The organism is Pedobacter gandavensis (assembly GCF_032678745.1).
Taxonomy (GTDB): domain Bacteria; phylum Bacteroidota; class Bacteroidia; order Sphingobacteriales; family Sphingobacteriaceae; genus Pedobacter; species Pedobacter gandavensis_C.
In genome coordinates this window covers 247,080-259,482 of the sequence record NZ_JAVTST010000003.1, presented here as the reverse complement: position 1 = coordinate 259,482, position 12,403 = coordinate 247,080, and the positions used below count along the sequence as shown (strand labels likewise).

General features: G+C 39.3%; 15 protein-coding genes. All 15 read left to right on the top strand.

Features of this window, described 5'->3' with window-relative positions; all coding sequences use genetic code 11:
* The first annotated feature begins 19 nt into the window (after positions 1–19).
* The 15 genes from R2S10_RS12525 to R2S10_RS12455 all read left to right on the top strand — a co-directional run bounded on the left by R2S10_RS12525 (position 20) and on the right by R2S10_RS12455 (position 12,359).
* On the top strand, positions 20–634 hold the full coding sequence (locus tag R2S10_RS12525; RefSeq protein ID WP_316840776.1) for an ExbD/TolR family protein: 615 nt from the start codon (positions 20–22) through the stop codon (positions 632–634).
* A 9-nt stretch (positions 635–643) separates the two neighbouring features.
* The gene (locus R2S10_RS12520; protein ID WP_316840775.1) at positions 644–1,180 is read left to right on the top strand and encodes a biopolymer transporter ExbD; all 537 of its coding nucleotides are present in this window, start codon (positions 644–646) and stop codon (positions 1,178–1,180) included.
* Positions 1,181–1,211: 31 nt separating this feature from the next.
* Complete coding sequence (locus R2S10_RS12515) at positions 1,212–2,033, top strand: TonB family protein (protein WP_316840774.1); 822 nt, start codon at positions 1,212–1,214, stop codon at positions 2,031–2,033.
* Positions 2,034–2,042: 9 nt separating this feature from the next.
* A complete protein-coding gene (locus R2S10_RS12510; RefSeq protein ID WP_316840773.1) occupies positions 2,043–2,267 on the top strand; it encodes a hypothetical protein in 225 nt (74 codons plus the stop codon).
* Positions 2,268–2,339: 72 nt separating this feature from the next.
* Positions 2,340–3,248, top strand: coding sequence for a substrate-binding domain-containing protein (locus R2S10_RS12505; protein WP_316840772.1), 909 nt, complete (start codon positions 2,340–2,342; stop codon positions 3,246–3,248).
* Between the two features lie 64 nt (positions 3,249–3,312).
* On the top strand, positions 3,313–5,028 hold the full coding sequence (locus R2S10_RS12500) for a tetratricopeptide repeat protein (RefSeq protein WP_316840771.1): 1,716 nt from the start codon (positions 3,313–3,315) through the stop codon (positions 5,026–5,028).
* A gap of 74 nt (positions 5,029–5,102) precedes the next feature.
* Positions 5,103–5,474 carry an NADH-quinone oxidoreductase subunit A gene (locus R2S10_RS12495; RefSeq protein WP_316840770.1) on the top strand — a complete coding sequence of 124 codons (372 nt, stop codon included), beginning with the start codon at positions 5,103–5,105 and terminating at the stop codon, positions 5,472–5,474.
* A gap of 108 nt (positions 5,475–5,582) precedes the next feature.
* A complete protein-coding gene (locus tag R2S10_RS12490) occupies positions 5,583–6,125 on the top strand; it encodes an NADH-quinone oxidoreductase subunit B (protein WP_062546543.1) in 543 nt (180 codons plus the stop codon).
* Positions 6,125–6,625, top strand: a complete 501-nt coding sequence (locus R2S10_RS12485) for an NADH-quinone oxidoreductase subunit C (RefSeq protein WP_316840769.1) — start codon at positions 6,125–6,127, stop codon at positions 6,623–6,625. Before R2S10_RS12490 ends, R2S10_RS12485 begins: the two co-directional genes overlap by 1 nt.
* A 4-nt stretch (positions 6,626–6,629) precedes the next feature.
* Positions 6,630–7,844: an NADH-quinone oxidoreductase subunit D gene (locus R2S10_RS12480; protein WP_316840768.1), complete on the top strand. Its 1,215-nt coding sequence runs from the start codon at positions 6,630–6,632 to the stop codon at positions 7,842–7,844.
* Positions 7,837–8,349 carry an NAD(P)H-dependent oxidoreductase subunit E gene (locus R2S10_RS12475; protein ID WP_316840767.1) on the top strand — a complete coding sequence of 171 codons (513 nt, stop codon included), beginning with the start codon at positions 7,837–7,839 and terminating at the stop codon, positions 8,347–8,349. The genes R2S10_RS12480 and R2S10_RS12475 overlap by 8 nt, the downstream gene beginning before the upstream one ends.
* Complete coding sequence (gene nuoF / locus R2S10_RS12470; RefSeq protein ID WP_316840766.1) at positions 8,349–9,713, top strand: NADH-quinone oxidoreductase subunit NuoF; 1,365 nt, start codon at positions 8,349–8,351, stop codon at positions 9,711–9,713. Before R2S10_RS12475 ends, nuoF begins: the two co-directional genes overlap by 1 nt.
* A 69-nt stretch (positions 9,714–9,782) precedes the next feature.
* Entirely contained in the window at positions 9,783–10,787 is a 1,005-nt protein-coding gene (locus R2S10_RS12465; protein WP_265842721.1) for a 2Fe-2S iron-sulfur cluster-binding protein, read from the top strand.
* Complete coding sequence (nuoH, locus tag R2S10_RS12460; RefSeq protein ID WP_316840765.1) at positions 10,787–11,824, top strand: NADH-quinone oxidoreductase subunit NuoH; 1,038 nt, start codon at positions 10,787–10,789, stop codon at positions 11,822–11,824. The genes R2S10_RS12465 and nuoH overlap by 1 nt, the downstream gene beginning before the upstream one ends.
* 34 nt (positions 11,825–11,858) lie before the next feature.
* Positions 11,859–12,359: a NuoI/complex I 23 kDa subunit family protein gene (locus R2S10_RS12455; protein ID WP_187666289.1), complete on the top strand. Its 501-nt coding sequence runs from the start codon at positions 11,859–11,861 to the stop codon at positions 12,357–12,359.
* Positions 12,360–12,403 lie beyond the last annotated feature (44 nt).

Genomic DNA, 12,403 nt, shown 5'->3' with positions numbered 1-12,403 from the left:
ATAAGTAATTTTTAAAATTATGCCAAGAGCAAAGGTTCAAAGAAAGAGTACTTCGATAGATATGACCGCCATGTGCGACGTATCTTTCCTATTGCTTACTTTCTTTATTTTAACAGCAACAGCACGTCAGCCTGATCCTTTGGATGTTACTATCCCTTCATCGACATATAAACTTAAAGTTCCAGATTTGGACATGGGTATATTGTCAATTGGAAAAGGCAAAGTGTTTTATGAAATCGTAGGGAACGACATTAAAATGGCTACCCTTGATAAAATGGGCGAGAAGTACGGAATTAAATTCACTCCAGAAGAAAGAAAGCGTTTTGGTGTGGTTGGTGCTTTCGGTGTACCAGTTCAGAGTTTAAAGCAGTACATCAATATGAATGGCGATGAACGCACTAAATCGGGTATTGAAACAGGTATTCCAACGGATTCTACAAACAATCAATTGGCGGAATGGGTGATGCAGTCACGTACGGCCGTAGCAGAATTACACGCAGCGCCAATGCGTATCAGTATCAAAGGTGACGCTAAGGAAGAATATCCAGCGGTGAAGAAAGTGATCGATATTCTGCAGAAGCAAAAAATTAACAAGTTTAGTTTAATCACATCTGCCGAAGGCGATGCTCAATAGATAAATATTATGGCTGAATTAGATACCTCCGGCGGGGGGAAAAAAGGCAAAAAAGTAAGGAGTAAGAAAGCGAATACCAAAGTCGATTTAACGGCGATGGTAGATTTAGCCTTCTTGCTAATCACCTTCTTTATGTTGACCACTTCCCTGTCGAAACCAATTGCAATGGATATTGCAAAGCCTGATAAAGAAGACAAATCGGTAGAAAGGAATGAGCTACGTGCTTCTGAGACCATGACTATATTATTGGGTAAAGACAATAAAGTAGCCTGGTACATGGGAGAAGCTGGTAAATCAAAACCTAATGTTGAAAGTTTTTCTGATATCAGAAAATCAATATTAGATAATAAAAAGAAAGTAGCTGAAACTACTGGTGGCAGACAGATCATTATGGTGATTAAGCCTACATCAGGAGCGAATTACAAGAACTTCGTTGATATTATGGATGAGTTGGCGATCACTAAGATCAAAACAGCTCCTGCAATCGATGATGAGAACATTACTGATGCTGAAAAAGATTTCATGAAAAGTGCTGGAATTTTATAATAAAAGAATTAACAATATTAAATAGTAAGCTATGTTAGGTTCTAAAATAGATTTATTGAAACGGGAATGGCTTGACGTCGTCTTCGCGGGTAAAAACAAGAACTACGGGGCATATCAGCTTCGCAGTACAAGTGCCGCAAATACCACAAAAGCGTTATTAATTGCTTCTACTCTTTTCGTAGTAGCATTTATGACCCCAAAAGTGATCAACATGATCAAAGGAAGTCTTCCTGAAGACGAGATTGTGAAACAAATAGAGGTTACGGTTCAACCACCTCCACCGGTGAATCCGGATACACCTCCACCTCCACCGGTAGAGCCACCGCCACCGAAACAGGATCAGATTAAATTCCCTCCTCCGATTGTAAAACCGGATAATGAGGTAATCGATAAGGAACCTGTTCAGATCGAAGATTTGAAAAAGGCGGATCCAGGTCAGAAAACCATTGAGGGTGATCCTACTGCTGATATTGTAATTGCTGGTCCGGTTGGAGATGGCCCTAAACAAGCAGCGGTTGTAGAAGATACAAAGGTTTATGATTTCGTGAGTATCGAAACACAACCAAGTTTCCCAGGTGGTATGGATAAATTTTATGGCTATTTGAAAAAAGCGGTAAGATATCCTGCAATGGCTCAGGAAAATAACATTCAAGGTAAAGTATTCCTTTCTTTCGTAGTAGAGAAAAACGGAGACTTAACTGACATCAAAGTAGAAAGAAAACTTGGTGGTGGTACTGATGAAGAAGCAATCAGAGTATTGAAAGCTAGTCCACGTTGGACTCCTGGTATCCAGAACGGAAAACCGGTTCGTGTGAAGTTCAATATTCCAATCAGCTTTACCTTATCTCAATAGTATTATAGAATGTTAAATTTAAGAACATTTAAGCAGAAATCGCCTCAACAGCGATTTCTGTTCATTTTAGGCCTGGTGATGTTTACGTTTTACTTCGTATTGGGCCTATTATTGATCTTCTGGGCTGATATTCCCTTTGAAATCCAAAAAACTTATCGCATCTTGTTTGGGGCATTGCTAATCGTTTATGCAGCCATTAGATTTGCCCGCTTAATTAATCCAAAAGACGATTAGATTCGAATTATCCTAAGTTAAAGCAATTAAATAGCTTAGAATAATGGAATCAACTTGCAAAACATTGTTCAAATGAAACACTTAAGTCTGATATTGCTGTTGTTCGTATTCGTGGCTTGTAAGCAAAAGCCTAAGCCTGATGATTCGGTAGAACAAAGCCGTACGACTGGTAGCGTTAAGATCCTCGCTGATGCCTCTTTCGCAAGGGTGCTTGCAGATCAGATTGATGTTTTTAAGACAGATTATCCGAAGGCGGAATTTGCAGTGATTGAAGGGAATGAGAATGAAATTCTTCCTACCTTTTTGAACGATAGCGTTAGGGTGATGATTTCCTCTAGAATGCTGACACCGGAAGAGGACAAAATTTATAGAAATAGAAGTATTGTTCCTAAAACTTCCAGATTTGCCATTGATGGGATTGCGCTAATTACTAATGCAACTAATGCAGACAGTACCATTACAGTGCAGGAAGTGATTGATATTTTACAAGGAAAATCGACAACAGGTAAACAATTGGTTTTTGACAATGCCTATTCCAGCACCTTACGTTATTTTAAGGAACTAGCCGGAGTTAAAGAGTTGCCAAAAAAAGGAGTTTATACTTTAAAGGACAATAATGACGTTATAAAGTACGTTGCGAACAATAAAGGTTTTATTGGTGTGGTTGGTGTAAACTGGTTAATTTCAAACCAGAAAGACATGGCCGATCCAATATCGAAGGTGAAAATGCTGGGGGTGAGGAATTTACCAGGAAAAAAAGGGGATGACGCGTTTTATACGCCTATTCAACAGAATTTAATTAATGGGATATATCCTTTTTTAAGAAATATCTACATCATTAATGCGGAGGGCCGCGAAGGTTTAGGCACAGGTTTTGCAAACTGGTTAGTAAGTCAGCGCGGACAATTGATTGTACTTAAATCTGGATTAGGTCCGCATAAAATGATGCCGAGAGAATTTAATTTAAAGAATACAAACTAAATTTTATATTTGAACTATGAAGCTTATCTTATGAGCTTCATTACAATTAAAACAATAGTGAACCATGAAAATGACAAAGAAAGCAATAACCTTAAGTTTAGGTTTAGTAGTGATGGGTTCTGCCTCTTTTGCTCAAAGCTTAAATGATGCAAAAAAGGCTGTAGATGCCGAACAGTACCAGAAAGCGACAACCATGCTGAAAGCATTGGTAAAATCACAAGCGAATAAAGGAGAAAATTACTTTAATTTAGGTGATGTTTATCTAAGATTGGATTATGTCGATTCAGCTAGGGCAACTTTTGCTCAAGGTGTAACCGCTGATCCTAAAAACCCTTTAAACTATATTGGTTTAGGTGAAGCAGATTTATTCGATAAAAATCCTACTTCAGCAAAAACGAATTTTGATAAAGCTGTAGAGGTATCTTCTAAAAAAGATTATATCCCTCAGTTATATATCGGTAAAGCTTATATCGCTTCAGATAACAAAGACTTTACTGCTGCATTACCTTACTTGCAAAAAGCAGATGAGTTAGATGCAAATGATAAAGATCCTGAAACTTTCTTGGCTTTAGGTGATTATTATGCTGCTCAGAAAAAGAATTCTGAAGCTTTAGGTAATTACTTGAGAGCGTTGAACATGAATGCGAATCTTTTAAGAGCAACAGTTCAGATTGGTAGAATGTATACAGAATCAAGAGCATTCCCTGAAGCAGAAGAACGTTTCAAAGAAGCTATTACTGCTGATCCAAACTACGGTCCGGCTTATGGAGAACTAGCTGAATTGTATATGCAATGGGCAAATCAGGTTGCTGTTGAGCAAGTGGCTAAATCTGCTTTAGCATTAACTAACTATAAAAAGTACCTAGATTTAACGGATAATTCTTACGATTCTAAATTGCGTTATGCGCAGTTCTTGTTCTATGCGAAGGATTTCCAGGGATTAGAGCAAGTAACTTCTGAGTTGGCAACTATGAGTCCTAACAATGAGAAAGCACTTGTAGTATCAAGATTACGTGGTTATTCTGCTTATGAGAATAAAAACTACCCTAAGAGTTTAGAATACATGAATGACTTCTTTGGGAAAGTAAAAGATCCATCACGTATCATTGCTGACGATTACTTGTACCTGGGTAGATCCCAAATGCAAAATGGTAATGATAGCCTTGCTTTGGTAAATATTATAAAAGCCGTTGAGAAAGACTCTACTAAAGCAGATGCCTTAGAAGAAATTGCATTAGCACTTTTCAAAGGTAAAAAATATGAAAAAGCTGGTGATGTATATGCTATCGCTATTAAAATGAACCCTAATGGTCCAAATAGCCTAACTAACAATTACTATTTAGGTACAGCGAAGTATTATGATTACGCTTTTAAAGATAGAGACGGTAAACATCCTGATAAGAAAATCCTAACAGATGCAGATGCTGCTTTTGAAAATATCATTAAAGCTAAAAATGATTTTGTTTTAGCCTATGCTTTCAGAGCGCGTATTGCGAAATATTTAGATGATGCTAATAACCCAAAATGGTTAGGAGTTCCTTTCTATGAGCAATTGATTCAGTTGGTGACGGTAACTAAGCCAGAACTTGCTACAGCTCAGCCAAAAGAATTGGTAGAAGCTTACGTTTATGTTGGTTCTTACTATGCACAAACTGATAAAGAAAAAGCTAAAGAATATCTGAATAAAGCTTTAGCTATTGATCCTGCAAATTCAGGAGCACAAGAGCGTTTGAAGCAATTAGTAGCTCCGGCAGCTAAAACTCCAGTAAAGAAAAAGTAATATTTTCCAATAAAAGAAAAAGGCAGGGTTGTTATCCTGCCTTTTTCTTTTAATTTTGTCCCAAATTTAATACCATGGAAACCCAAAGTGTACCTGTAGATTTTTTACCTATTGTATTTCAGATTATTGTTGCTCTAGGATTTGTTGTTGTGACTTTGATTGCCACACACTTTTTAGGCCCGAAAAGAAAGACAGCTGATAAACTGGCGACTTTTGAAGCTGGTGTGAAGGTAGTAGGTAATGCACGTCAACCTTTTTCTATTAAATACTTCCTAGTGGCGATCCTGTTTGTATTGTTCGATATTGAGGTCATCTTTATGTACCCTTGGGCAGTTAACTTCAGGGAGCTTGGAATGGCTGGTATGGTCGAAATGTTTATCTTTATGGGAACCTTATTATTAGGTTTTATCTACATTTTGAAAAAGAAAGCTTTAGACTGGAATTAACCTATTTAGATTGTTTCTAAATGATCAAGGTTTAGGTCAATTCCTTTCAAAATATTGTAAATTTGTGGTTCATTCTTTGTAGGAATGAACCTTTTTTCGTTTTGTATCATGAGTAACATCAATATAGTAGACGCGCCTCCAGGCATAGAAGGATCTGGTTTTTTTGCCACCTCTTTAGACAAAGTAATTGGTTTGGCACGTTCCCATTCATTATGGCCCCTGCCATTCGCAACTTCTTGTTGCGGTATCGAATTTATGGCTACAATGGGTTCTCACTATGACTTTGGTCGTTTTGGATCTGAACGCTTAAGTTTTTCTCCTCGTCAGGCGGATTTATTAATGGTGATGGGTACCATCGCTAAGAAAATGAGTCCGGTATTAAAACAAGTATATTTACAGATGGCTGAACCTCGTTGGGTGATTGCTGTAGGTGCCTGTGCTTCCAGTGGTGGTATCTTTGACACGTATTCAGTACTTCAGGGGATCGATGAGATCATTCCTGTTGATGTGTACGTTCCAGGTTGCCCACCTAGACCAGAAGCGATCTTAGATGGCTTTGGAAAGATTCAAGAGCTGGTTAAAAACGAATCTTTGAGAAGAAGAGATTCAGATCAATACAAAGAAATGTTGGCTTCATACGGAATTTTATAATGGCAGAGGTGACAAACAATGAAATCTTAGATGCACTGAATGCAAAGTTTGGTGCTAAAATTACGGATGTAAATGAGCCTTATGGCTTACTTACTTTCGAAACCACAAAAGATGTCATCATCGATGTGTTGAGGTTCTTAAAAGAAAGCGACACTAACTTTAACTTCCTTACTGATATTACAGCAGTTCATTACCCGGAGAAAAAACATGGGATTGCAGTGGTTTACCACTTGCACAGCATGGTTAAAAAAGTAAGGGTAAGAGTAAAGGTGTTTATTGATGAACATCATCCTACAATTCCTACTGCTACCGTTCTGTGGAATGCAGCGAACTGGATGGAAAGAGAAACTTATGACTTCTTCGGAGTGAAATTTGAAGGTCATCCGGATCTAAGAAGAATATTGAACATGGACGACTTAGGTGTTCATCCGATGTTGAAACAGTATCCTTTGGAAGATCCAAACAGAGTAGATAAAAAAGACGAATACTTTGGTAGATAAGAACATGAATCACAATCAACCGGTATATACAGATAATGATCCTCAGAGTGAGTTGGTAACCCTGAATTTAGGGCCTACTCACCCGGCAACACATGGTGTTTTTCAGAATGTAATTCAATTAGACGGCGAACGTATTGTAAGTGGTATTTCTACCATTGGCTATATCCACCGCGCTTTTGAAAAAATCGCAGAACATCGCCCATTCTATCAAATCACACCGCTGACAGATAGATTGAACTATTGCTCATCGCCAATCAACAACATGGGATGGCACATGACAGTAGAGAAATTGCTGAACATTAAAATGCCTAAAAGGGTAGATTACCTTAGGGTAATTGTAATGGAGTTGTCCAGGATCGCCGATCACATCATTTGTAACACCATTATTGCTCAAGATACTGGTGCAACCACTACTTTCCTTTACCTGTTCCAGTTCAGAGAGCATATCTATGAGATCTTCGAGGAGATTTGTGGTGCGCGTTTGACAACTAACATTGGTAGAATTGGTGGTTTTGAAAGGGATTTCAATGAAATTGCCTTTGCAAAAATCAATAAATTCTTAAAAACTTTCCCAGTAGCGTTAAAAGAATTCGAAAGCTTGCTAGATCGTAACAGGATCTTTATTGATCGTACTTCAGGTGTGGCTGCAGTTACTGCAGAAATGGCTTTGGATTACGGTTGGACTGGTCCATTATTGCGTTCTGCAGGAGTAGATTATGATGTTCGTGTAAGCGAGCCTTATTCTTCTTATGAAGATTTTGATTTTCAGGTTCCTGTAGGTACCAGCGGTGATATTTATGACCGTTATTTGGTGCGTAATGCAGAAATGTGGGAAAGTGTGAGCATCATTGAGCAAGCTTTAGAGAAGCTGAAGAATGAACCTGCAGGGATTTTCCATGCGGATGTTCCAGAATTCTATTTGCCAGCCAAAGAAGAAGTTTACAACAATATGGAAGCTTTGATCTATCACTTCAAAATTGTGATGGGAGAGATTGATGCACCAAAAGCAGAAGTTTACCATGCAGTAGAAGGTGGTAACGGAGAATTGGGTTTCTATTTGATCAACGATGGTGGTAGAACACCTTACCGTCTGCACTTCAGAAGACCAAGCTTTATAAATTATCAAATGTTTGCGCCCATGAGTGTTGGTATGTTGTTATCAGATGCCATCATCAACATGAGTAGTATGAATATTATTGCAGGAGAATTAGATGCTTAAAGTAGAAGAAACACAACCTGTACAGTTCTCCTCAGCTTTAGTTGAAAAGTTTGAAGAGATCGTTAAAAGGTATCCAGAAGGAAAGCAAAAATCCGCTTTATTGCCAATTTTGCATGAAGTACAAGCAGAACTGGGCTGGTTAAGTCCAAATGCTATGGATCAAGTTGCGGAATATCTGCGCATTGAGCCGATTGAAGTATATGAAGTAGCTTCGTTCTACAGTATGTACTTTTTGAAGCCTCAGGGGAAATACGTTTTGGAAGTTTGCAGAACGGGACCTTGCTGTTTAGTGGGTGCAGAGAAACTGATGGGCCATATTGAAAAGAGCCTTGGCGTTAAAGAGAATGAGGTGACTCCTGACGGCTTATTTAGCTGGAGAGGCGTAGAGTGTTTGGCTGCTTGCGGCTATGGTCCGGTTTTACAAATTGGTCCTGAATACACTTTCTATGAGAACCTTGACGAGAAAAAGGTAGACGATTTGATACAAGACTTACGCAAGAAATAATGAGTCGTAAACTATTATTAGAACATATAAACGTACCAGGCATCCATACATTGGATGTTTATCGCCAGAAAGGCGGGTACCGTGCTGTGGAAAAGGCGCTGAAAACTCTGACTCCTGATGAAGTAGTGGAAGAGGTAAAGAAGTCTGGATTACGCGGTCGCGGGGGTGCAGGATTTCCTACGGGAATGAAATGGAGCTTTTTAGCTAAACCTGAGGGAGTAGCACGTTACTTGGTTTGTAATGCCGATGAATCGGAGCCAGGAACATTTAAAGACCGTTATCTGATGACTCACATTCCTCACGCACTAATTGAAGGTATGATTGTATCCAGCTTTGCTTTGGGTGCAAAAACTTCTTTCATCTATGTACGTGGTGAAATGATGCCTCAAATTCGTATTCTGGAAAAAGCAATCGCTGAAGCTAAGAATGCTGGATTTTTAGGTAAAAATATTTTAGGTTCAGGTTACGACCTGGAACTATACGTTCAGCCGGGTGGTGGTGCTTATATCTGCGGAGAAGAAACTGCATTGTTAGAATCATTAGAAGGAAAACGTGGTAATCCTAGGATCAAACCTCCATTTCCTGCAATTGCAGGATTGTACGGCTGTCCAACAGTAGTAAACAATGTAGAATCTATTGCTGCTGTAGTACCTATCATTAATGATGGTGGCGACGAGTATGCAAAAGTAGGTATTGGACGTAGTACAGGTACAAAACTGATCTCTGCCTCTGGAAACCTGGTAAGACCGGGTGTTTATGAGATTGAATTGGGCTTACCTGTAGAAGAATTTATCTATTCTGATGAATGGTGTGGTGGTATCGCCAATGGCAAAAGATTAAAGGCAACTGTTGCTGGTGGATCTTCTGTTCCGGTGCTTCCTGCTAACCTTTCCTTAAAACTTGCGAACGGGGAACCTCGTTTGATGAGTTATGAATCTTTATCTGAAGGAGGTTTCGCTACTGGTACTATGATGGGTTCTGGTGGTTTTATTGCTTTTGATGAGGATCAGTGTATGGTTAGAAATACCTGGAATTTCTCCCGTTTTTATCACCATGAGAGTTGCGGACAATGTTCGCCTTGTCGTGAGGGTACTGGATGGATGGAAAAAGTACTTCACCGCATAGAATATGGCCATGGTAAAATGAGCGATATTGATTTATTGGTGGATGTAGCTAAGAAAATTGAAGGAAACACAATTTGCCCTCTAGGTGATGCAGCAGCATGGCCAGTAGCAAGTGCCATCAGACATTTCAGAGATGAGTTCGAATGGCATGTGAAAAACCCTCAGTTATCCCTGGATACAAATTATGGATTGGCAAATTATGCTGAACCAATAGCTAAAGCAGTTAGTACAGAAAATTAACAATCAAACCGATGCTTGGAGAGCTTAAAATCTGGAAAAGCAAAGCGATGATAAAGAATATCTTTAACAATGAGTGATAAAGTTAAGGTAACCATAGACGGAATAACCGTAGAAGTAGCACCTGGGACGACCATCCTAAATGCTGCGCGCCAAATCGGTGGGGATATTGTTCCTCCGGCGATGTGTTATTATTCCAAATTAGAAGGTAGCGGTGGAAAATGTAGAACCTGCATCGTAAAGGTGAGTAAAGGTTCTGAAAAAGATCCGCGCCCAATGCCGAAATTAGTAGCTTCATGCCGTACCACTGTAATGGATGGAATGGAAGTGATGAATATTACTTCTCCAGAAGTGATCGAAGCAAGAAGTGGTGTAGTGGAAATGTTGTTGATCAACCACCCATTAGACTGCCCGGTGTGTGATCAGGCTGGTGAATGTGACCTTCAAAACTTAGGTTATGAGCATGGTTTGCAGAAAACAAGGTATGAGTTTGAAAGAAGAACTTTCGAGCGCATTGATATCGGTGATAAAATTCAGTTACATATGAACAGGTGTATCCTGTGTTACCGTTGCGTATTTACGGCCGACCAGATTACCAATAAACGTGTTCATGGTATCTTAAATCGTGGAGATCATTCAGAAATCTCTACTTATATCCAAACGGCTGTCGACAATGATTTCTCTGGAAACGTGATCGATGTTTGTCCGGTTGGTGCATTAACAGACAAAACTTTCCGATTCAAAAATAGAGTTTGGTTTACTAAACCGATTGATGCACATAGAGATTGCCCTACTTGTAGCGGTAAAGTAACACTATGGTATAAAGGAGCAGATGTTTTGCGTGTAACTGCAAGAAAAGATGTTTATGGTGAAGTGGAAGAGTTTATTTGCAATACTTGTCGTTTTGACAAGAAAAAGACGGCAGATTGGACGATCGAACATCCTACACACATTCCAGATACTTCGGTAATTGCCTCTAATCACTATGAGACTTTAATACCTTTACCGGTAATTCAGGAAGATGAGAGATTGAAGGAAGCAAATAGGGTTGAACTAGAAAAAACCACTAAATTCTAATGGATATATCTTTTGTAATAGAAAAATTTGTACTGGTAGCGATTATTTTCGGTATAAGTTTATTGATAGCCATGTATTCCACTTATGCAGAAAGGAAAGTGGCTGCATTTCTACAGGATAGGTTAGGACCAGATAGAGCAGGTCCATTTGGAATTCTTCAACCTTTGGCTGATGGGGTGAAAATGTTCATGAAAGAAGAGATCATTCCTACGAACGCCAGTAAATGGTTGTTTATGGTAGGTCCTGGTCTTGCCATGTTAACCGCTTGTATTGGAACGGCAGTGATTCCATGGGGAAGTCCAATCATTATTGGTGATCGTGTGATTCCTCTACAGGTAACCGAGATCAACGTCGGTGTTCTATATATTTTTGGTGTAGTTTCTTTGGGTGTATACGGGGTAATGATCGGTGGTTGGGCCTCTAACAACAAGTATTCTTTATTAAGTGCAATTCGTGCGGCATCACAAAATATCAGTTATGAGATTGCAATGGGTTTATCCATTATTGCGCTATTATTGGTGACTAACTCAATGAGTGTGGGCGAGATTGTTGCCAATCAGCACGGATGGCGCTGGAATGTATTGTATCAACCACTAGGATTTTTATTGTTCATGATCTGCTCATTTGCAGAGACGAACAGAGCACCCTTCGATTTACCGGAATGTGAGACTGAGCTGATCGGTGGTTACCATACAGAATATTCGTCTATGAAACTAGGCTTTTACCTGTTCGCAGAATACATCAATATGTTTGTCTCTGCAGCAGTAATGGCTAGTTTATACTTTGGTGGTTATAACTACCCTGGAATGGACTGGGTATTGACACAAACAGGAACAGTGATTGCTCCGCTGATTGGAACGGCTGTTTTCTTCCTTAAAATCTTTGCTTTCATCTTCTTCTTCATGTGGGTACGCTGGACGATTCCTCGTTTCCGTTATGATCAACTGATGCACTTAGGTTGGAAGGTATTAATTCCTTTAGCCATTGCGAATATCATTATCACAAGTATTGTGATTGCTATAATTGAAAAGTTTTAACTGTCCGCATTTAGCGGTATAATTAGGAGGTTTAATGGAACCATTAACCAGTAAAAAGAAAGTATTAGAGAAAAAGCCCCTTACGTTTGCAGAACGCATGTATTTGCCTGCCATCACTAAAGGCTTAGCTATTACCATCAGCCACTTCTTTAAAAAGGAAGCGACCATCAGATATCCGGAAGAGCAAAGAGAGTTTTCTACGAACTTCAGAGGAATGCATTCGTTGAAAAGGGATGAGGAAGGTAAAGAGCGTTGCACGGCCTGTGGCCTTTGTGCATTATCTTGCCCGGCTGAAGCAATCACCATGATTGCATCAGAACGTAAACCGGAGGAGAAAGACCTTTACCGTGAGGAGAAATATGCCTCAGTATATGAGATCAATATGTTACGTTGTATCTTCTGCGGATTGTGCGAAGAAGCCTGTCCGAAAGAAGCGATCTACTTAGACGGTCCAATTGTCCCTTCAGATTACCTGCGTAAAGATTTTATCTACGGCAAGGATAAACTGGTAGAGGCACCATTAGAGAAGAAATAATAAGCATAGGTAGCCCTTTGGGTTATTAATATAAACAGTTTAAA